General features: G+C 64.9%; 19 protein-coding genes. 11 read left to right on the forward strand and 8 right to left on the reverse strand.

Going from position 1 to position 19,433, the window contains the following annotated elements; genetic code table 11:
• Positions 1 to 32 precede the first annotated feature (32 nt).
• A complete protein-coding gene (locus tag B9Z03_RS28705) occupies positions 33 to 2,003 on the forward strand; it encodes a DUF3857 domain-containing transglutaminase family protein (protein ID WP_085467380.1) in 1,971 nt (656 codons plus the stop codon).
• A gap of 1 nt (position 2,004) precedes the next feature.
• Here B9Z03_RS28705 and B9Z03_RS28710 read toward each other — a convergent pair whose 3' ends face one another.
• Positions 2,005 to 3,810, reverse strand: a complete 1,806-nt coding sequence (locus B9Z03_RS28710) for an ABC transporter transmembrane domain-containing protein (protein ID WP_085467381.1) — start codon at positions 3,808 to 3,810, stop codon at positions 2,005 to 2,007.
• Positions 3,811 to 4,130: 320 nt separating this feature from the next.
• Here B9Z03_RS28710 and rpmE point away from each other — a divergent pair, with 320 nt between their 5' ends.
• Positions 4,131 to 4,352 (forward strand): 50S ribosomal protein L31, encoded by a 222-nt coding sequence (gene rpmE, locus B9Z03_RS28715; RefSeq protein ID WP_085467382.1) that lies wholly within the window; start codon positions 4,131 to 4,133, stop codon positions 4,350 to 4,352.
• 55 nt (positions 4,353 to 4,407) lie between these two features.
• Here rpmE and B9Z03_RS28720 read toward each other — a convergent pair whose 3' ends face one another.
• Positions 4,408 to 4,692, reverse strand: coding sequence for an Rdx family protein (locus B9Z03_RS28720; RefSeq protein WP_085467383.1), 285 nt, complete (start codon positions 4,690 to 4,692; stop codon positions 4,408 to 4,410).
• The gene (locus B9Z03_RS28725; RefSeq protein ID WP_085467384.1) at positions 4,689 to 5,438 is read right to left on the reverse strand and encodes a YebC/PmpR family DNA-binding transcriptional regulator; all 750 of its coding nucleotides are present in this window, start codon (positions 5,436 to 5,438) and stop codon (positions 4,689 to 4,691) included. The genes B9Z03_RS28720 and B9Z03_RS28725 overlap by 4 nt, the downstream gene beginning before the upstream one ends.
• Before the next feature lie 164 nt (positions 5,439 to 5,602).
• On the opposite strand from B9Z03_RS28725, the gene B9Z03_RS28730 reads away from it, so the two are divergent.
• The gene (locus tag B9Z03_RS28730) at positions 5,603 to 6,427 is read left to right on the forward strand and encodes an MBL fold metallo-hydrolase (protein WP_085467385.1); all 825 of its coding nucleotides are present in this window, start codon (positions 5,603 to 5,605) and stop codon (positions 6,425 to 6,427) included.
• Between the two features lie 3 nt (positions 6,428 to 6,430).
• Here the strand turns inward: B9Z03_RS28730 and B9Z03_RS28735 are convergent, their stop codons facing one another.
• Positions 6,431 to 7,138: a biosynthetic peptidoglycan transglycosylase gene (locus B9Z03_RS28735; protein WP_244561874.1), complete on the reverse strand. Its 708-nt coding sequence runs from the start codon at positions 7,136 to 7,138 to the stop codon at positions 6,431 to 6,433.
• 162 nt (positions 7,139 to 7,300) lie between these two features.
• Between B9Z03_RS28735 and B9Z03_RS28740 the strand changes: the two genes are divergently transcribed.
• The gene (locus tag B9Z03_RS28740) at positions 7,301 to 8,233 is read left to right on the forward strand and encodes a polyprenyl synthetase family protein (RefSeq protein ID WP_085467909.1); all 933 of its coding nucleotides are present in this window, start codon (positions 7,301 to 7,303) and stop codon (positions 8,231 to 8,233) included.
• Between the two features lie 7 nt (positions 8,234 to 8,240).
• Positions 8,241 to 8,573, forward strand: coding sequence for a YunG family protein (locus B9Z03_RS28745; protein WP_085467387.1), 333 nt, complete (start codon positions 8,241 to 8,243; stop codon positions 8,571 to 8,573).
• Between the two features lie 3 nt (positions 8,574 to 8,576).
• Here B9Z03_RS28745 and B9Z03_RS28750 read toward each other — a convergent pair whose 3' ends face one another.
• Positions 8,577 to 9,383 carry a lytic transglycosylase domain-containing protein gene (locus B9Z03_RS28750; RefSeq protein WP_244561946.1) on the reverse strand — a complete coding sequence of 269 codons (807 nt, stop codon included), beginning with the start codon at positions 9,381 to 9,383 and terminating at the stop codon, positions 8,577 to 8,579.
• A 117-nt stretch (positions 9,384 to 9,500) separates the two neighbouring features.
• Here B9Z03_RS28750 and B9Z03_RS28755 point away from each other — a divergent pair, with 117 nt between their 5' ends.
• Positions 9,501 to 9,995, forward strand: a complete 495-nt coding sequence (locus tag B9Z03_RS28755; protein WP_085467388.1) for a hypothetical protein — start codon at positions 9,501 to 9,503, stop codon at positions 9,993 to 9,995.
• Between the two features lies 1 nt (position 9,996).
• Here B9Z03_RS28755 and ispG read toward each other — a convergent pair whose 3' ends face one another.
• Entirely contained in the window at positions 9,997 to 11,283 is a 1,287-nt protein-coding gene (gene ispG, locus B9Z03_RS28760; protein ID WP_085467389.1) for a flavodoxin-dependent (E)-4-hydroxy-3-methylbut-2-enyl-diphosphate synthase, read from the reverse strand.
• Between the two features lie 90 nt (positions 11,284 to 11,373).
• Positions 11,374 to 11,910 carry a TetR/AcrR family transcriptional regulator gene (locus B9Z03_RS28765; RefSeq protein WP_085467390.1) on the reverse strand — a complete coding sequence of 179 codons (537 nt, stop codon included), beginning with the start codon at positions 11,908 to 11,910 and terminating at the stop codon, positions 11,374 to 11,376.
• A 132-nt stretch (positions 11,911 to 12,042) separates the two neighbouring features.
• On the opposite strand from B9Z03_RS28765, the gene B9Z03_RS28770 reads away from it, so the two are divergent.
• From B9Z03_RS28770 to B9Z03_RS28785, 4 genes are all read left to right on the forward strand, one after another.
• Entirely contained in the window at positions 12,043 to 13,236 is a 1,194-nt protein-coding gene (locus tag B9Z03_RS28770) for an efflux RND transporter periplasmic adaptor subunit (RefSeq protein ID WP_244561875.1), read from the forward strand.
• Positions 13,233 to 16,313 carry an efflux RND transporter permease subunit gene (locus tag B9Z03_RS28775; RefSeq protein ID WP_085467391.1) on the forward strand — a complete coding sequence of 1,027 codons (3,081 nt, stop codon included), beginning with the start codon at positions 13,233 to 13,235 and terminating at the stop codon, positions 16,311 to 16,313. The genes B9Z03_RS28770 and B9Z03_RS28775 overlap by 4 nt, the downstream gene beginning before the upstream one ends.
• A gap of 81 nt (positions 16,314 to 16,394) precedes the next feature.
• Complete coding sequence (locus B9Z03_RS28780) at positions 16,395 to 17,171, forward strand: 3-hydroxybutyrate dehydrogenase (RefSeq protein ID WP_432417020.1); 777 nt, start codon at positions 16,395 to 16,397, stop codon at positions 17,169 to 17,171.
• On the forward strand, positions 17,171 to 18,259 hold the full coding sequence (locus B9Z03_RS28785; RefSeq protein WP_085467392.1) for a patatin-like phospholipase family protein: 1,089 nt from the start codon (positions 17,171 to 17,173) through the stop codon (positions 18,257 to 18,259). Before B9Z03_RS28780 ends, B9Z03_RS28785 begins: the two co-directional genes overlap by 1 nt.
• A gap of 3 nt (positions 18,260 to 18,262) precedes the next feature.
• On the opposite strand, the gene B9Z03_RS28790 is transcribed toward B9Z03_RS28785, so the two are convergent.
• Positions 18,263 to 18,895, reverse strand: coding sequence for a TetR/AcrR family transcriptional regulator (locus B9Z03_RS28790; protein WP_085467393.1), 633 nt, complete (start codon positions 18,893 to 18,895; stop codon positions 18,263 to 18,265).
• 74 nt (positions 18,896 to 18,969) lie between these two features.
• Here B9Z03_RS28790 and B9Z03_RS28795 point away from each other — a divergent pair, with 74 nt between their 5' ends.
• Positions 18,970 to 19,431 (forward strand): (2Fe-2S)-binding protein, encoded by a 462-nt coding sequence (locus B9Z03_RS28795; protein ID WP_085467913.1) that lies wholly within the window; start codon positions 18,970 to 18,972, stop codon positions 19,429 to 19,431.
• Positions 19,432 to 19,433: the final 2 nt, after the last annotated feature.

Below are 19,433 nucleotides of genomic sequence, written 5' to 3' on the forward strand. Positions count from 1 at the left end.
GACTCTTACTTGGGGAGGGGCGGTCAGCACACATGAAGCAAGTGCAACGAGCTATATGCTTCGTCGGGTTGCTTGTGGCCCTCGCCCTGTCGCAGTCCGCGATCGCTGACAGCAGCGTCGCGCGTGGTCCCGAGGCGCCATGGGTCGAGATACTGGATGTACCAGCACGTGATCCGCTCTATGCCGACAGGATCCAGGGCGGACTGCATTACCTGCTGTCGGAATATCAGATCCAGCCGACTGAAGGCGGCTGGGAAACCTATCACCGCATTTCCTATAAGATCGTCGACCGCACCGGTCTGGAAAGCGCCGCCTCCATCAGTCTCGAGTTCGACCCGGAAGCAGAGATCGTTACGCTCAATCGGCTTAACATCATCCGGGACGGCGAGATCATCGACCAGCGCCAGGTCGCCAGGATCCAGACCGCGCGGCGGGAACCGGACGCGGAGCGCGGCGTGTTCGACGGCCGGCTGACGGCATACATCAACCTGGACGATGTCCGCGTCGGCGACGTCATCGACTGGGCAAGCACGTCCAGGCACAGTCCGGCGGTCGGCAAACACCTCTTTTACGCGGCGTTCGAGGTGGAATGGACGGTGCCCGTGGGCCGCTTTCGTGTGAAGGCGTTTACGCCACCCGGAAGGGAACTCGTCTACACGTCCCGCGAGACCGAGCTTCAAGCTGATCTTGTGACCGAAGGCGGCATCAAGGCTCTCGTCTGGGACGTTATCAATCCCGAGCCGATTAACGATCAACCCAATGCACCAGCGGACTTTCCCGTACAGGGGCGCATTGAAATCTCATCGACTCGAGATTGGGCCGACATTGTCGCCGCAGTGCGTCCGCATTACCAACTGAACCGGACACTTCCAGAGACCTTCAAGACAAAGATCGCGTCGATCGCCAGCCGCTACGCCTCGGCTCAGGACCGGCTCATCGAGGCGATGCGTATCGTGCAGGACGATATCCGCTACGTCAGCCTTTCGATCGGCACCGGCACCTACATTCCGCGCAGCCCGGAGGAAGTGATCGCGAGCGGCTTTGGCGACTGCAAGGACAAATCGCTGTTGCTTGCGATCGCACTGCGCTCGCTCGGTATCGAAGCCGATGTGGCGCTCACCCATTCCTTCGAAGGGGCAGCATTGCTGCAACGTTTGCCGGCTGTGTCAGTATTCAACCACGCCATCGTGCGGGCGAGAATCGACGGAAGACCCTATTGGATCGATCCGACGAACTATCTGCAAGGCGGACGCGCCGACACGATCGTCGTCCCGCAGTTCGCCTATGCTCTGCCCTTGACCGACGACACGGCCGCCCTTGAGCCTATCCCCAGGCCACGGTTGGTCGAACCGACGTCAAGTGTCCTGGAAACCTTCGACATGCCCCGCGCCGACGAACCGATGACGCTGCGTGTCGAGACCACGTATCGGGCGGATTCCGCCGATTGGATGCGTTACAAGCTGATGAATGAATCGCCGGCCAAGCTGTCGAACAACTACCTCAAATATTACGACGGGCTCTATCCGGGCATAAGCCGCGTCGCCGCCCTGGACATCAGCGACGACCGCGACGCCAACATCGTGAAGGTTGTCGAGCGCTATGAGCTCAGCGCAGCCAAGTTGAAGGCCGATGGCCTCATCAAGGAGTTCCCTCTCAAGGCCGACATTGCGCTCGGCGACTTTCCGACGCCGAGCAGCGTCGACCGCGTCGCGCCGGTCTGGATCGGACAGCCCGTGTTCAAGCAACATACCACACTCGTACGCAACCTGAAGGCGCGTTTCAGGGCACCGGAAAATTCGGCCCAGGATGTTGCGCCCTTCGCAGCACTCACGGCCGTTACCAAGGCGACCGATACCAGCTTCCAGGTCATCTGGACGTTCATGACCTTCACGGACCAGGTCTCACCCGCCTATCTGTCCAGATACTCGAAGCGACTGGACGACTTCTGGGCAAACTCGAAATGGACCTTCGACTTCACCTACGTCGCAAAGCCGGGCGAATAGCTTACTCCGCCGCGCTCCTGAACGCGCTGGCGCCCGTCTCGAACTGCAGCCGCGCCAGGCGCGCGTAGACGCCGCCCTTGGCGACCAGCGAGGCGTGCGTGCCTTCCTCGACGATCTCGCCACCATCGAGCACGAGGATTCGGTCGGCCTTGAGAACGGTCGCCAGCCGGTGCGCAATGACCAGCGTGGTGCGGCCCTTCATCAGCCGTTCCAGCGCGGTCTGCACCAGCGTCTCGCTTTCCGCATCGAGCGCGGAGGTGGCCTCGTCGAGTAGCAGGATCGGGGCGTCGCGGAGGATCGCTCGTGCGATCGCGATGCGCTGGCGCTGGCCGCCAGACAGCGTCACGCCACGCTCGCCGACGACCGTCTGGTAGCCGGCGCCGAGCTTGTCGATAAACTCGGACGCCAGCGCATCATGCGCCGCCCGCTCGATGTCGATCTGGTTGGCCTCGGGGCGACCGAAGGCGATGTTGTCGCGCACCGAGGCGGCGAAGATGGTCACGTCCTGCGGCACAATGGCGATTCGCCGGCGCAATTCCTGCGGGTCGGCCTCGCTGATGTCGACGCCGTCGACGCGGATCCTGCCCGTCTGCGGGTCGTAGAAGCGCAGGATGAGCGAGAAGACGGTGCTCTTGCCGGCGCCGGACGGACCGACGATCGCGACCGTCTCGCCCGGCTCGACCGTGAAGGAGACCGAGGTAAGCGACGGCATGTCACGACGCCCCGGATAGGCGAAGGAGACGTCCTCGAAGGACACGCGGCCGAGCGCCGGCGAGGGAAGCGCCTTCGGATCGGCCGGCGCCGCGATCTCCGGCTCCTCGGCAAGGATCTCGGTCAGCCGTTCGGCGGCGCCCGCTGCCTGGCTGAGCTCGCCCCATACTTCCGACAGCGCACCCAACGCGCCGGCCGCGAACACCGAATAGAGCAGGAACTGGCCGAGCGTGCCGGCCGACATCGTGCCGTCGAGCACGTCGCGTGAACCGAACCAGAGCACGGCCACGACCGAAGCGAAGATAGTGAAAATCGCGAAGAAGGTGAGGATCGAGCGGGCGAAGACCGACGACCTGGCCGCGTCGAACGCTGCGTTGACCGCGCGCTCGAAGCGGGAGACGACGATCGGTTCCGCAGTGAAGGCCTGCATCGTGCGCGGCGCGCCGATCTGCTCGCTGGCATAGGCGGTCGCCCGCGCGAGCGTATCCTGCGCCAGCCGCGACTTGCGCCTCACCGATCGGCCGAAGGCGACGAGCGGCAACACGATCACCGGGATCGCGGTGATGACGAGGCCGGAAAGCTTCGGACTGGTGACGACCATCATTCCGACCGCGCCGAGCCCCATGATGGCGTTGCGCAACGCCACCGAGGACGTCGCGCCGACGGCGGACTTGATCTGGGTCGTGTCGGCAGTCAGCCGCGAGACGATCTCGCCCGATTGCGACCGATCGAAGAAGGCGGGCGAAAGCGTCGTGACATGAGCGAAGACGTCGCGGCGTATGTCGGACACGACACGTTCGCCGAGTGTGATGACGAAATAATACCGGCAGGCGGATGCCAGCGCGAGCACCGCGGCGATGACCACGAGCATACTGAAATAATTGGCGATGAAGGTGGAATCGCCGCCGGTGAAGCCGTGGTCCACCATCCGGCGCACCGCGAGCGGCAGGGTCAGCGTCATGGCGGCGGCAAGCATGAGGAAGAAGACCGATGCCGCGACCATGCCCTTGTACCGGCCGAGATAGGGGAACAGCCGCGCCAGCGGCCTGAGCGAGCCGCGCCTTGGTTCTTCCTGGATTGGTTTATCTTCGGCCATCGCTCTGCGGTCCTCGTCCCGTCGGTCCGGGATCTGTTCTCATCAACGGTTCGGACGAACCTAATCGTCCATTTCGGCATCGCGAAGCCTTGACGGAAATCAATTCGGCCTTGGCGCTCTTCCGGCGCCAAACGATCATGCCTTATACTCACAGACGCATAATGGGCACGTGCCGTATTGTCGGCTGGGCGGACTTGTGCTTCTCGGGGTCGTGCTGTATAGGGCACGCCGACCGTTTTCGAAGCCGTAGCCGTCCATGGCCGCGGCTTCAAGCTTTAGAGACCGGGCGCATCGCCGCACCGCTGTTCAGGACGAGACCGATGAAAGACAAGATCCATCCCGACTACCACACGATCAAGATCGTGATGACCGACGGCACCGAGTACCTGACCCGCTCCACCTGGGGCAAGGAAGGGGACACGATGAACCTCGACATCGACCCGACGACGCACCCGGCCTGGACCGGCGGCAACCAGAACCTCCTGGACCGCGGCGGCCGCGTCACCAAGTTCAAGAGCAAGTTCGCCAACCTCGGCATCTAAGCCTGACGGTAGCGTTGGACATGAAAAAACCCCGCTCCGGCGGGGTTTTTTCATGTCAGGGCTTCTTGTCGAGATGCCCGAGCTGTTTCTCCGGCCACACCCTGTCGCGAAGGCGCCGCTTGAGCTCCGCGGCTTCCGGAAAGCCGCCGTCGCGCTTGCGCTCCCAGATCAGCTCGCCGTCGCAGTGGACCTCGTAGATTCCGCCGGTGCCCGGCACCAGCGTCACCTCGCCGAGATCCGCGCCGAAGCTGAAGAGCAGCTCCTGCGCCATCCAGGCGGCGCGCAGCATCCAGTTGCACTGGGTGCAGTAGATGATGCGGATGGAAGGTTTATCGCTCACGCCGCGCTGAGCTTGGCAAGCGTGGCGTCGTCGACCTCGAAATTGGCGTAGACGTTCTGCACGTCGTCGTCGTCCTCAAGGGCTGCCACCAGCTTCATCAGCGACTGAGCGCGCTCTTCGTCGACCGGGATGTTGTTCTGCGGCTTCCAGATCGTCTTCACCGACTGGGCCTCGCCGAGCGACGCTTCGAGCGCGGAGGACACGTCGCCGATGCTCTCGAAGGCGCAGATGATGACGTGGCTCTCCTCGTCCGACTGCACGTCGTCGGCGCCCGCCTCGATCGCCGCGTCCATCGCTTTGTCCGCCGATGCCGCGGAGGCCGGGTAGACGATCTCGCCGACACGGTCCCACATGAACGACACCGAGCCGGTTTCGCCGAGCGCCCCGCCGGCCTTGGTGAAGCAGGCGCGGACGTTGGAGGCGGTGCGGTTGCGGTTGTCGGTCAGCGCCTCGACGATGACGGCGACGCCGCCCGGCCCGTAGCCCTCGTAGCGCACCTCGTCATAGTTCTCCGCGTCGCCACCGGCGGCCTTGTTGATGGCGCGCTGGATGTTGTCCTTCGGCATCGACTCGGCCTTGGCGTTCTGGATCGCGAGCCGCAGGCGCGGATTGAAGTTCGGGTCGGGCGCGCCCATCTTGGCCGCCACGGTAATTTCGCGCGCGAGCTTGGAAAAAGCCTTGGAACGCATCGCGTCCTGGCGACCCTTGCGATGCATGATGTTCTTGAACTGGGAATGACCGGCCATGAGCCCTTCAGGTCCTGCAATGGTTGGATTTGGTGGGCTGCCTTACACCAGAAGCCTCGCTTTCGTCCAGAACCGCTCTTTCCCGCCCCATCTCGCGCAATCGTGATGATACGATCCGCGCCAGCTTGACGATACTCTCGGTCAGACGAACCGGGAGGCCAGACATGCGCCGCTTCCGCCTGGCAATCGTGGCCGCAGCACTGCTGGGAGCCTTCACGGTGGCCTCCCGCGCCCAGCAGGAGGATCCCGTCCCCTCGTCCTGCATCGCGATGGCACAGTCGCTGCCGAACGTCGTCTATGCCAACTTCACGCCGCAGATCGCGCAGGCCGACGTGGCGAAGGGCGAGGTGACCATCACCTATGTCGGCCATTCCACCTACCTGATCGACACGCCCGGTGGCGTGCGTGTCGCCACGGACTATTCCGGCCGCTATCCGGTCGACCCGATGCCGCGCGTCGTTACCATGAACAAGGCCCATTCCGGCCATTTCACCCGCACGCCCGACCCATCGATCGAATACCCGCTCAACGGCTGGGCCGAGGGCGGCGAGCCGGCCCGACACCGCGTCGTGGTCGGCGATCTCTACGTCCGCAACGTGCCGACCGACATTCGCACCTGGGAAGGCGGCATGGAGATCGACGGCAACTCGATCTTCATCTTCGAGGCGGCGGGCCTTTGCATCGGCCATCTCGGCCACCTGCACCACGACCTCACCGACGCGCATTATGCCGCCATCGGCCGGCTCGACGTGCTGATGGTACCGGTCGACGGCGGCATGACCCAGTCGCTGACCAATATGAGCAGGATCGCAGAGCGGCTCTATTCCTCGGTCATCCTGCCGATGCACCGCCACGCGACGCCGATCGGCGAATTCATCTCGCTGATGGGCGAAGGCTTCGCCACCGACTTCCGCTCCGAACGCTCGGTCAGGCTGTCGCTGTCCAATCTTCCCCGCCAGCCGACGATCGTCATCCTCGACGGCGTCTGAGCCCTATTGCAGGCACCTGACATAGTCGCCGGCGTTGCGCGCGCGGCGCTCTATGATATTGGCGATGCGGCGCATGCTGGCCGAGGGCTTCGCCGGATTGCGCAGGATCGGGTTTGGCAGCGCGGCCGTGAGAAGCGCCGCCTCGCGACGCGACAGGTTCTTCGCCGACTTGCCGAAATGGTGCTGCGCGGCAGCCTCCGCGCCATAGATGTTCGGCCCCAGCTCGGCGATGTTTATGTAGATTTCCATGATACGGTGCTTCGGCACCACGAGGTCGAAATAGACCGCCAGCGGCAGCTCGATCACCTTGCGCACCGACCCCAGCGGCCGGTGCCAGAGAAAGAGGTTCTTCACCGTCTGCATGGTGATGGTCGAGGCGCCGCGGGTGAGTTCGCCTTCCATCGCGTCGGTCAGCACCGCGCTAAGTTCCCGCAGGTCCACGCCGTAATGCGAGCAGAACTGGCCGTCTTCCGACATCACGATCGAATGGAGCAGCGGCGGCGCGACCTCCTCCAGCGACACCCATTGCCGATCATACCCCTGCAAGGTCGCCAGATCTTTCAGCATCAGCGTCGAGACGGGATGCACGAAAGGCAGGATGTAGAGAAAGGTCAGCACAAAGGGCAGCGCCGCCAGCACCACGAGCCCGACGACGATTCGCCTGACCCAGCCGCGCCTGCCTTGCCCTGCCCTCACCCTTCCCGCGGCCATGTCCGGCTCCGGATCGACGGCGGGCATGCTCGTCCTGGGAGTGCCTTTTGCCATTACAGACGGCATAAAGGCGCGACTTGCGGCTGGCAATCACCCCCCGCGCTTCACGGCGCGCTTTCCCATGCTTGACCGCGCCAGGGAATGGCGGCAAGCGTCGCCGCCATGGAAAGCGCACCGGTCACCAGCTTCAAGGAACGGCTTTCGGGTCATGCCGCCCGCGTCGAGCAGGAGCTGCGCCGTCTGCTCGACGCGCGCGAGCGAGCCGGCGAGATCGTCCGGCCGGAACGCCTGCTCGCCGCCATGCGTCACGGCGTTCTCAATGGCGGCAAGCGGCTGCGGCCGTTCCTCGTCATCGAGAGTGCCGCCCTGTTCGGTCGCTCCGGCGAGGACGTGCTGGCTGCCGCCGCCGCGCTGGAATGCGTCCACTGCTATTCGCTGATCCACGACGACCTGCCGGCCATGGACGACGACGACCTGCGCCGCGGCCAGCCCACCGTCCACAAGGCCTATGACGAGGCGACCGCGATCCTTGCCGGCGACAGCCTGCTGACGCTCGCCTTCGACATCCTCGCGACGGAGAGCGGAGAGGCGGCGCGGCCGCCGCTCTCGCCACGCCAGCGGCTCGACCTGGTGAAGGGGCTGGCGGTCGCGGCCGGCATCGGCGGCATGGCCGGCGGCCAGGCGCTCGATCTCGCGGCTGAGAAGGACCGGCCCGACGAGGCCGGCATCATCCGGCTCCAGGCGATGAAGACCGGCGCCTTGATCCGCTATGCCTGCGAGGCCGGCGCAATCCTCGGCGGCGCCACCTTCGCCGATCGCGAGCGGCTGGCCGAGTTCGGCTCCGCGATCGGGCTCGCCTTCCAGCTCGCCGACGACCTGCTCGACCTCACCGCCGACGCCGCCGCCATGGGCAAGGCGACCGGCAAGGATGCGGCCGCCGGCAAGGGCACGCTGCCGGCCCTGCACGGCGCAGAATGGACGCGGCAACAGCTGAAGGGCCTGGTCGACCAGGCCCACGACCTCCTGGAACCATTCGGCGCCAAGGCCGCCGCCCTCAAACAGGCTGCGACCTTCATCGCCGAGCGCAAGAGCTGAGGGCCGGATGCCTGGAACGGTCCCCGAGTTCGGTGAACGGCTTTCGAAGGCATGGTCCTCCGACACGTCGAGCAAGTGGAGCGTGGAGAGGCCGGCGCTCGGACAGTGCAGCGTTTCGGCCCTGGTCGTGCAGGATGTCTTCGGCGGCGAGCTTCTGAAGACGCGCGTCGGGGACGATTGGCACTTCTACAACCAGATCGATGGACGGCGTTTCGATCTGACTGCGGAACAGTTCGAGGGGGCGGTTTCGTATGACGATCTTCCGGCGAGCCGCGAAGACGCATTCTCGGACACGTCCCCCGAACAGTACAAGGCCCTTCGTGCCGCTCTGGAACTGTAGGGCTTACCGGTTCCGCATCACGACGCAGGACCCGCCGGCGGTGCGAAGCGTGATACAGATTTCGTCCGCCTCCCGTCTTGAATCGGCTCCGATGCGGACCGCATAGATTCCGCGTCGCCCGATCGACGAGCGCACCCGGCTGACCACCGGCTCGTGATCCGCGAGCACGCTGCTGAATCGCCCCTTCAGGCGCTGGAACTGGCGAACCGCCGCGTCGCGCCGGAAATTGCCGGCAACCTGGACGCCCCACGGCTTGGTGTGCACGCTCGCCATCGGGATCACGGCGCTCATCGTCGCCGGCATCGCCCGGCACGCCACATCGAATCCCGCCTCGGCATCCAGCGGCTGGACCTTGCCGGCATAGGCCGGATCGGTGAACACGTCCGCCGGTTCGCCCATGATGTCGAGCACATAGTTCTCGGTCTCGAGCGGCAGGAACCCGCCGGAGGACAGCCATCGCGACACCCGGGTCTCACCCGAATTGTAGGCCGCCGCCGCGAGCCCCAGATTGCCGAACCTCGCCTTGAGCTCGCCGAGATACTTTGCGCTTGCCGGAATGGCGAGGTCGGGATCGAAGGAATCGGCGAGTCCTCGCATCGAGGCGGTTCCCGGCATGAACTGCGCGATGCCCTCCGCCCCCGCCGGGCTGATCGCCCCCGGATCGAACCGGCTCTCCTTCCAGATCAACCGCGCGAAGAAATCCTCCGGCAACCGGTTCACCCGCGCATGGACCCAGATCAGGTCGCAGATGCGGTCGATGGTGATCGGTGGCTTGGCAGGCTCCTGGGCAAGGGCCGTCGCGGAAACGATGACGAGAAGGGTTGCAGGTCCCCTAAGCAATCGGGCGATCCAAGACGGTAGCGACAATGGCTTTTCCGATGTTCTCACAGTTAGGTGGCTGCAACGTTTCCACCCACGAGCTAAAGAATGTTGCTGGCCGAGCTATCGGCAATACGGATTGACATGACCGATCGACCTCGTCGCCTTATGTTCGCAGAAGGACTCCTGCCGCCGGAAATCCTCTCGCGCGGTTCGCTGAGGGGAAATGAGTACGCTTGGCCGGTTGATGATATCCCCATGGTAATCGCCGCAGCTGAGAAAGCGTCGCTTATAAGCCTGGGCGGGCAGTTGCAGTTCCGACTCTCTGATGGTGGCACATGCGAATGCTATTGGGTCGATGTTGATATCGGACGGAGCGAGTTGGTTGGCTCGAACTGGGCCGAGAAAGTCAGGCATTCTGGGCAACTGGCGCGCGAGCGCTTCATGCAACTGCGGGAGCGCTTCGATTTCTTGCACGAAGGAAGAACCAACTTCCAGCCAGTGGTCGAAGCGGAGGCTCGTGGAGACGACCTATCATCCGCGATGTGCTTCGTCTGGTATGTCGAGGATCAGACAGGACGGCACGGCTTCGAGCTAAACTGACTTACGCGCCGATCCGCTCCGCCGCCTCACTCCGAGCCTGCCCGAAGCGCTGCTCGATGTAGCTCGCCACCATAGCCTCAAACTCGGCGGCAATGTTCGCGCCCCGCAGCGTCGCGGCCTTCTTGCCGTCGATGTAGATGGGGGCCGCCGGCGTTTCGCCGGTGCCGGGTAGCGAGATGCCGATATCGGCATGCTTGGATTCGCCGGGACCATTGACGATGCAGCCCATCACGGCGACCTTGAGTTCTTCCACGCCCGGATATTTGGTCTTCCAGACCGGCATGTTCTTGCGCAGGTCGGCCTGGATCTTCTCGGCCAGCTCCTGGAACACGGTCGAGGTCGTGCGGCCACAGCCCGGGCAGGCGGCGACGATCGGCACGAACTGGCGGAAACCCATCGTCTGCAGCAGTTCCTGCGCCACCTGCACCTCGCGGGTGCGGTCGCCGCCGGGCTCGGGCGTCAGCGAGATGCGGATCGTGTCGCCGATGCCCTGCTGCAAAAGGATGCCCATCGCGGCCGACGAGGCGACGATGCCCTTGGTGCCCATGCCAGCCTCGGTGAGGCCGAGATGCAGCGCGTGGTTCGATCTCTCGGCAAGGTCCCTGTAGACGGCGATCAGGTCCTGCACGCGGCTGACCTTGGCCGAGAGGATGATCTTCGAGCGCGGCAGGCCGATCTCCTCGGCAAGCTCGGCCGAGAACAGCGCCGACTGGATGATCGCCTCGCGCGTCACTGCATCGGCCGTCATCGGAAAGCCGTTCGCCTGGTTGTCGTCCATCAGCCGGGTCAGCAGTTCCTGGTCCAGCGAGCCCCAGTTCACGCCGATGCGCACCGGCTTGTCGTAGCGGATCGCCGTCTCGATGATCGCACCGAACTGCCGGTCCTTCTTCTCCTTGAAGCCGACATTGCCGGGATTGATGCGGTATTTCGCCAGCGCTTCGGCGCAGGCGGGATGATCGGCCAGCAGCTTGTGGCCGATATAGTGGAAATCGCCGATCAGCGGCACGAACACGCCGACGCGCTCCAGCCGCTCGCGAATTCGGGGGACGGCGGCGGCGCTCTCGTCGCGGTCGACGGTGATGCGGACCAGTTCCGAGCCGGCGCGATGCAGCGCGGCCACCTGCGCGACGGTCGCGTCGACGTCGGCCGTGTCCGTATTGGTCATCGACTGGACGACCACGGCGGCCCCGCCGCCCACCGTCACGCCGCCGACATCCACGCCGACGGTGGCACGGCGCGGCGCGGGCCCGGCCTGGCCGGCGGCGGGTATCGGGGCGGCGATGGTCATGTGTGGTCTCCGCGACCGGATTCTACGGCATTCAGGTGGCGGAGGCGCTCCGTCATGTCAAGCTTGCGAGCCGAAGACGACACTTCTGTGTCAGGAACGAAGCTCGCTCGCAATGCGTGGCAACCGTTCGCGGATCATGTCGCGCTCGTCCGCGCTGAGGATCGTTGTGTCGAACAGCTTCATGCTCAGCAGCCCCTCCATGGCGAAGAAGACGATGAGCAGGTCGGCGGGATCGGACGATTCGGCCTTGAGCCGATCGAGCAGCCGGCGGCGATGCTGCCTCACGGGCTCAAGGAAATGCGGGTCCTCGGCCATGGCGGAGAATATCCAGGATGCGGTCTCGTCATCCTCGCATTTGAGCATGCTGAGCCGCAGATAGGCAGCCAGCAGCGTTTCGCCTCCGGCAACGGACTTGTCGAGTTCGCGCTCGAACTCCTCCACATAGCTCGCCACGAGCGCCTGCATCAGCTTGGCCTTGCTCGGGAAATTGTAGAGCAGCCCGCCCTTCGACACGCCTGCGCGGTGGGCTACCGCATCGAGAGACAGGCTTCCCGGACCGGTTTCGCGCGCGACTTCTGCCGCAGCGGCCAGTATTCGTTCACGGGAATTTGCTCTCGGAGTCCTCATCGAATTTGCTGCACTGCACATACAATGAATTGACAATACCGTCCAGACGGTACAGTTACGATAGGTGAAACAGATTGCGGAGTCCAGCCATTCGGCTGCATAGTTCCCCGCTCGCCTTTCTCGGAGTGCCTCGTGATCAAACGTCTCATCATCGCCATCGTGCTGCTCGTGCTGGTGGTCGGCGGGATCGTCGGCTTCAACATGTTCCGCGACAACGCTATCCAGCAGTTCTTCGCCAACATGCCCGTCGTGCCGTCGCCCGTTTCCACCGTGAAGATCGAGCCGGCGAAATGGACGCCTGGCATCCAGGCGATCGGCACGGTCAGTGCCTCGCGCGGCGTCGACCTCACCGTCGAGACCAGCGGCATCGTCAAGGACATCAAGTTCGCCTCGAACCAGCGCGTCGAGCAAGGCGCGCTCCTCGTACAGCTTGACGATTTGCAGCAGCAGGCGGACCTGTCGGCCCAGCGCGCCCAGGCGGCGCTCGACAAGCAGAACCTTGACCGCGCAATCGAGCTGCAGAAGCGCGGCGTGGGCTCCGAGACCACCGTCGAGCAGGCACAGGCCGCGGCGACCGCTTCCGCAGCCCAGGTCGCCAAGCTCGAAGCCGTGCTGGAGCAGAAGCAACTTACCGCGCCCTTTGCCGGCACGATGGGCATCCCGAGGATCGACCTCGGCCAGTATCTCACCCCGGGAACGACGGTCGCCACCCTGCAAAACCTCGACGTGCTGCGCGCCGACTTTTCCGTTCCCGAACAGAGCCTGAACCTGGTCAGGATCGGCCAGCCCGTGCGCTTTGGCGTCAACGATGCGGACATGCCGTTCCGCGGCGCGATCGTCGGCATCGAGCCGAAGGTCGACCCGTCCACGCGCCTGGTGCTGATCCGTGCCGAGATCGCCAATCCCGAAGGCAAGCTCGCGCCCGGCCAGTTCGTGCAGGTGCGTGTTGATCTCCCCGAGGAGGACAACGTCATCGCGGTGCCGCAGACGGCCGTGGTGACAAGCCTCTACGGCGACTTCGTCTACGCCGTCCGCCCGGCCGACGCCAAGCCGGCCGCGGCGCCAGCGAAGGAAGGTGACGCCAAGCCCGCGGCCGAAACGCCAGCTCCGACCCCGGCGCAGGCCGCGCCCAGTCTCGTCGCGCAGCAGATCTTCGTCAAGCTCGGCCGCCGGTCCGACGGGCGGGTCGAGATTGTTGAAGGTCTCAAGGATGGCGACGAGATCGTCACCGCCGGCCAGAACCGCCTGTCGAACGGCGGACCGGTCGTGGTCGACAACACTGTCCAGCCGCAGCCCTCCGGCGACGCACAGGCAGACGCGAAATGAGCTTCTCCGACATCTTCATCAAGCGGCCCGTCCTGTCGACGGTGCTCGCCTTCCTGATCCTGCTGCTTGGCGCGCAGGGCATCTTCAACCTGCAGATCCGCGAATATCCGGAGGTCGAGGAGACGGTCATCACCGTCACCACGACCTATCCCGGCGCCAGCGCGGACCTGATCCAGGGCTTCATCACCGCGCCGATCTCGGCCGCGGTCTCGACCACGGAGGACATCGACTACGTCACCTCTCAGAGCCGGCCGTCGGCTTCCGTGGTTACCGTCCAGATGCGTCTCGGCGCCAATCCCGACGCCGCGCTCACCGAGGTCATCGCCAAGGTCAACCAGGTGCGCGGCCAGCTGCCGTCCGACGCCGAGGACCCGGTCATCGTCAAGGGCACCGGCCAGCAGTTCGCCATCATGTATCTGGCGATGCAGAACCCGAACATGACCGGCGAGCAGCTGACCGAATACATCGAGCGCGTCATCCGCCCGCGCATGTCGACCATCGAGGGCGTGGCCGAGGTGCAGGTGCTCGGCGCCAAGGAATATTCGATGCGCGTCTGGATCGACCCGATCCGGCTCGCCTCGCGCGGCGTCACCGCGGCGGAGGTGCTCTCGGCGATCAACTCGTCGAACTTCCTCTCCGCGCCCGGCAAGACGCAGAACAAGTTCGTCTCCAACTCGATCACGGTCCAGTCGACCCTGCAGAGCGCCGATGCCTTCGGCCAGCTGCCGCTCAAGTCGGATGCGGACGGCGTCGTGCGCCTGAACGAGGTGGCGACCGTAGAACTCGCCGCCGCGAGCGAGGACACGCGCGTCAACTTCAACGGCAAGGAAGGCACCTTCATCGGCATCTTCCCGACCCCGTCCGCCAACCCGCTCGACACGTCGGCGGGGGTCGTAGAACAGCTGCCGGCGATCCAGAACTCGCTGCCGGACGGCATGTCGATCAGCCTGGTCTACGATGCGACGGAGACCATCAGCGCCTCGATCGAGGAAGTGTTCAAGACGATCGGCGAGGCCGTGCTCATCGTCATCGTCGTCATCCTCCTCTTCCTCGGCTCGTTCCGCTCCGTGCTGATGCCGGTGGTGACGATCCCGCTGTCGCTGGTCGGCGTCTGCTTCTTCCTGTTCGTGGCCGGATATTCGATCAACCTTCTGTCGCTGCTCGCAATGGTGCTGGCGATCGGCCTCGTCGTCGACGACGCGATCGTGGTGCTGGAGAACATCCACCGCCATATCGAAGATGGCATGACGCCGATGCAGGCGGCCTTCAAGGGCATGGCCGAGATCACGACGTCGGTCGTCGCCATGACCATCACGCTCGCCGCCGTCTTCGCGCCGCTGATGTTCACCGGCGGCCTGACCGGCTCGCTCTTCCGCGAGTTCGCCTTCACGCTTGCCGGCGCTGTGGTCATCTCCGGCCTGGTCGCCTTGACGATCACGCCGATGATGTCGGCCCGCATCCTGAAGTCCGGCAACCACAGCCGCTTCCAGAAGGCCGTCGACCACTTCTTCGACCGCTTCGCCAACGGTTATGAGCGTCTCGTCTCCGGCTCGCTGAAATACCGGCCTGTGACGCTCCTGGTCGTCGTCGCCCTGGTCGGCGCGACGGCCTTCATGTTCGTCAAGACCTCCAGCGAACTGGCGCCGGAAGAGGATTCCGGAGCGCTGTTCGCGCTCATCACCGCCCCACGCTACGCGACGACGGATTACACCCAGCTCTATGTCGACCAGATCCGCGAGCTGACCAAGGACATCCCGGAGGTCAAGGCGAACTTCTCCATCGTCGGCCTCGGCGGCCAGACCAATTCCGGCTTCTCGGTCTGGGCGCTGAAGGACTGGTCCGAGCGCACCCGCTCGCAGAAGGAGATCCAGGCCGACATCCAGGCACAGCTCGCCAAGGTGGCGGGCGTGCAGGCGCTGGTCTTCGCTCCGCCCTCGCTGCCAGGCGCCGGCGGCGGTCTGCCGATCTCGGTCGTCATCCGCTCCACGGGCGAGCCGAGCCGCGTCTACGAGGTGGCCGAGCAGATCCGGCTGGAGGCGCAGAAGTCCGGCCGCTTCATCGTCGTTCAGAACTCGCTCGCCTTCGACGCACCGCAGGTGACGGTCACGATCGACCGCGATCGCGCGGCCGCGCTCAATCTGCCGATCCGCGAGATCGGCACGACGCTCGGCCTGCTCGTCGGCGGCGGCGCGGTGGCGCAGTTCGACCGCGACTCGAACAGCTACGACATCATCATGCAGGTGCCGCAGGAGTATCGCGACAATCCGGAGAAGCTCGGCCAGTTCTTCATCCGGTCGGTCTCGGGCGACATGGTGCCGCTGTCGGCGGTCGTCTCGGTCTCGACCAACGTCTCGCCGGCCTCGATCGAGCAGTTCAACCAGCTCAACGCCGCGACGATCTCGGCTCTGCCGCTGCCTGGCGTGTCGACCGGCGACGGCCTCGCGGCGATCGAGAACATCGCCCGGCCGCTGCTGCCGGACGGCTTCTTCATCGACTATTCCGGTCAGTCGCGCCTCGAGAGCCAGCAGGGCAACACGATCGCCATCGCCTTCGCGCTCGCCGTCGTCGTCATCTACCTGGTGCTCGCCGCGCAGTTCGAGAGCTTCCGCGACCCGCTGATCATCATGATGTCGGTGCCGCTGTCGATCTTCGGCGCCATCCTGCCGCTCAACCTCGGGCTCGGAACGCTGAACATCTACACGCAGGTGGGTCTCATCACGCTGGTCGGCCTCATCACCAAGCACGGCATCCTGCTGGTCGAGTTCGCCAATCAGCAGCGGCACATGAACGGGCTCGGCCGGCGCGACGCGATCATCGCGTCCGCAAAGACCCGCCTGCGCCCGATCCTGATGACCACGGCCGCGATGTCGCTCGGCGTCGTGCCGCTGATCATCGCTTCCGGCGCAGGTGCGGCGGCGCGTTCGGCGATGGGAATGGTGATCTTCACCGGCATTCTCGTCGGCACCGCCTTCACGCTGTTCGTGGTGCCGATGTTCTACACCTTCATTGCTGCCAAGGACGCGCCCCAGGATGCGGAGGAACCGTCGGCCGAGACGCTGGCCATGCCAGCGGAGTAGGACCGTAGAACCACGGCATTGGCTTCCCTTGTGCGGCGCACTATGTCTGCTGCGCCGCACAAGCCGATGAAGGAGAATGCCATGCCCAAGGTCGCCATCGTCACCGGATCGACGTCCGGGATCGGCCTCGCCATCGCCGAGGCGCTTGCCGGCCTCGGCCACATCGTCATCGTCAATTCCTTCTCCGACACCGCAGCCGACCATGCGGTGGCGAAAGCCATCGCAGACGGCACGGGTGCAAAGGTCGTCTACCGCCAGGCCGACATGTCGAAGGCGGAAGACTGCCGCGCCCTCGTCGCCTGGACCGAGAAGGAGTTCGGCTCCGTCGACATTCTCGTCAACAATGCCGGCATCCAGTATGTCGCGCCGGTCGAGGAGTTCCCTATCGAGCAGTGGAATCGCATCATTGCGATCAACCTCTCCTCCGCCTTCCACACCACGGCCGCCGCCCTGCCCGGCATGAAGGCCAGGGATTGGGGCCGCATCGTCAACATCGCCTCCGCGCACGGCCTGCGCGCTTCGCCGAACAAGTCGGCCTATGTCGCCGCCAAGCACGGCGTCGTCGGCCTGACCAAGACCGTTGCGCTGGAGAGCGCCCGCTCGAACATCACCTGCAACGCCGTCTGCCCCGGTTTCGTGCTGACGCCACTGGTCGAAAAGCAGATCGATGACCGGGCGAAGGAACTCGGCCTCGACCGCGAGACCGTCATCCGCGACGTCATCCTGGAGAAGCAGCCGAGCAAGAAATTCGCCTCGGTCGGCGAGATCGCCGCCGCCACGCTCTACCTCGTGTCGGACGGCGCCGCCTCCGTCACCGGCACGACCATCTCGGTCGACGGCGGCTGGACGGCGCAGTGATGCGCAAGCCGGTCAACCTGGCGCTGCAGGGCGGCGGCTCGCATGGCGCCTTCACCTGGGGCGTTTTGGACCGCCTGCTCGAAGACGGTCGGCTCGACTTCGCCGCCGTGTCCGGCACCAGCGCCGGCGCGATGAACGCGGCGGCACTCGCCGACGGCTGGATGCGCGGTGGGCGCGAGGGCGCGCGCGAGCGACTGTCCTCCTTCTGGAAGAGCGTTGCGCGCAAGGGCCGCTTCTCGCCCGTGCAGCGGCTGCCCTGGGACATTTTCTGGGGCAACTGGTCGGTCCAGAACTCGCCCGGCTACATGTTCTACGACGCCATGTCGCGCGTCTTCTCGCCGTACATGGTCAATCCTCTCAACGTGAACCCGCTTCGTGAAGTGGTCGAGGAGGAGATCGACTTCCGCAATGTCCGCAGCTGCAAGGGCATCAGCGTCTTCGTCTCGGCAACCAATGTCCAGACCGGCCGCCTGCGCGTCTTTTCCGGCGAAGAGCTGAGCGCCGATGCCGTGATGGCGTCCGCCTGCCTGCCGCAGGTCTTCCGCGCCGTCGAGATCGACGGCGAGCCCTACTGGGACGGCGGCTATGGCGGCAATCCGGCGATCTTCCCGTTCTTCTACACCAACCACGTCGAGGATGTTCTGCTCGTGCAGATCAATCCGGTCACGCGGGAAGGCGCGCCGAAGACGGCGCAGGAGATCCAGAACCGCGTCGACGAGATCACCTTCAACTCAGGTTTGCTGCATGAAATGCGCGCCATTGCCTTCGTCAACAGGCTGATCGACGAAGGCCGGATCTCGCGTGACGAATACCGCGCCATACGCATGCACCGCATCGATGCCGACGAAGCCTTCAAGGACCTGTCCGCCTCCTCGAAGATCAATGCGGAATGGGCGTTCCTGGAGTATCTGCGCGACCTCGGGCGCAGCGCCGCCGAGGACTGGCTCGTCGCGAACTTCGACGCCGTCGGCGAGCAAGCCACGCTCGACGTGTCGGGAGAACTTTCGGAGACGCCCCAGCTCAGATCGCGCGGCCTCGGCGCGCGCACGCGAGAATTTCTGGCGACCCGCAGGAAGCCGGCGGCCTGACGCTCAGCCCGGCGTGACCGCGCGAGCCACCACCGACACGAGGCTGCGCGTCGCCACGCGCAATTCATCGAGGTTCTTCAGGCGCGCCTTCATGCCTTCGATCGCATCCCAGAACAGGCTCGCCAGGGTTTCGGCCGAATAGCCGCGCGCCCTCAGATCGACGCCGCTGTCGCGGGCCGCGCGATCGAGTGCGTCGGCGACGAGACCGACCATCGACTCCTTCCAGTCCGCGAGCACCTCGCCTGCCAGCTGATTCTTCATATCGAGGATCTCGTGTCCGTGCGGCGATCGCATGAACTCTTCCATCATCGCGAACATCGACGTTTCGAGCAGCAGGTTCAGCCGCTCGCCGATCGGGCCGTCGCCGGCCAGCACTTGCCGGGCGGTTGCCACGGATCCATCAAAATAGCTGAGCGCGATGGCCTGGTAGATGTCGACCTTGTTGCGGAACAGCAGGTACAGCGCCGGCCGTGACATCTCCGCCGCTTTGGCGATGTCGTCCATCGTCGTGCGCTGAATGCCATAGGCGAGGAAAACCTTCGCCGCGCGCTCCAGGATGCGCTGGCGCTTCAGATCATCTGGGCTGGCATTGGTGTCGTTCAAGGCAATTCCCGCTCGCACATGACCTATTGACATACTGACGAATTTTGTCAAGATGTTTCGGCAAGGCAGAGAGTGGTATGCTCGCAACCCAGCCCAAGGAGGTGCTTATGCGTCTGACGGTCGATGGACAAGAGATCGAGGTCGATGCGGAGCCAGACATGCCGCTCCTGTGGGCCTTGCGCGACCTCGCCGGCAAGACCGGACCGAAATTCGGCTGCGGCGTCGCCGCCTGCGGCGCCTGCACGGTGGTGATCGACGGCCAGCCGGTGCGATCCTGCTCCCTTCCTGTCGGCGACGTCACAGGCAGCGTAACCACCATCGAGGGCCTTGCTGTCGACGGGAAGCTGCATCCGGTGCAGCAAGCCTGGCTGGAAGAACAGGTCGCGCAATGCGGCTACTGCCAGGCCGGCCAGATCATGAGCGCCTATGCGCTTCTGGAAGAGATCGAGAACCCGACCGACGAGGACATCGACAACGCCATGGGCGGCAATCTCTGCCGCTGCGGCACCTATCCGCGCATCCGCGCCGCCATCAAGAGAGCGGCGAACCTCAAGCTGGCGAGGGCCTGACC

Origin of the sequence: Mesorhizobium australicum (genome assembly GCF_900177325.1) — a bacterium.
GTDB lineage: Bacteria > Pseudomonadota > Alphaproteobacteria > Rhizobiales > Rhizobiaceae > Mesorhizobium_A > Mesorhizobium_A australicum_A.

Bases quoted from the DNA above. Each gene is read 5' to 3' on its own strand.
- B9Z03_RS28740 (WP_085467909.1), top strand. From the start codon at position 7,301: ATGGAAAGCGCACCGGTCACCAGCTTCAAGGAACGGCTTTCGGGTCAT.
- B9Z03_RS28775 (WP_085467391.1), top strand. From the start codon at position 13,233: ATGAGCTTCTCCGACATCTTCATCAAGCGGCCCGTCCTGTCGACGGTG.
- B9Z03_RS28745 (WP_085467387.1), top strand. From the start codon at position 8,241: ATGCCTGGAACGGTCCCCGAGTTCGGTGAACGGCTTTCGAAGGCATGG.
- B9Z03_RS28790 (WP_085467393.1), bottom strand. From the start codon at position 18,895: ATGTCAATAGGTCATGTGCGAGCGGGAATTGCCTTGAACGACACCAAT.
- rpmE (WP_085467382.1), top strand. From the start codon at position 4,131: ATGAAAGACAAGATCCATCCCGACTACCACACGATCAAGATCGTGATG.
- ispG (WP_085467389.1), bottom strand. From the start codon at position 11,283: ATGACCATCGCCGCCCCGATACCCGCCGCCGGCCAGGCCGGGCCCGCG.
- B9Z03_RS28755 (WP_085467388.1), top strand. From the start codon at position 9,501: ATGTTGCTGGCCGAGCTATCGGCAATACGGATTGACATGACCGATCGA.
- B9Z03_RS28785 (WP_085467392.1), top strand. From the start codon at position 17,171: ATGCGCAAGCCGGTCAACCTGGCGCTGCAGGGCGGCGGCTCGCATGGC.
- B9Z03_RS28780 (WP_432417020.1), top strand. From the start codon at position 16,395: ATGCCCAAGGTCGCCATCGTCACCGGATCGACGTCCGGGATCGGCCTC.
- B9Z03_RS28730 (WP_085467385.1), top strand. From the start codon at position 5,603: ATGCGCCGCTTCCGCCTGGCAATCGTGGCCGCAGCACTGCTGGGAGCC.
- B9Z03_RS28765 (WP_085467390.1), bottom strand. From the start codon at position 11,910: ATGAGGACTCCGAGAGCAAATTCCCGTGAACGAATACTGGCCGCTGCG.
- B9Z03_RS28725 (WP_085467384.1), bottom strand. From the start codon at position 5,438: ATGGCCGGTCATTCCCAGTTCAAGAACATCATGCATCGCAAGGGTCGC.
- B9Z03_RS28795 (WP_085467913.1), top strand. From the start codon at position 18,970: ATGCGTCTGACGGTCGATGGACAAGAGATCGAGGTCGATGCGGAGCCA.
- B9Z03_RS28710 (WP_085467381.1), bottom strand. From the start codon at position 3,810: ATGGCCGAAGATAAACCAATCCAGGAAGAACCAAGGCGCGGCTCGCTC.
- B9Z03_RS28705 (WP_085467380.1), top strand. From the start codon at position 33: ATGAAGCAAGTGCAACGAGCTATATGCTTCGTCGGGTTGCTTGTGGCC.
- B9Z03_RS28735 (WP_244561874.1), bottom strand. From the start codon at position 7,138: ATGGCCGCGGGAAGGGTGAGGGCAGGGCAAGGCAGGCGCGGCTGGGTC.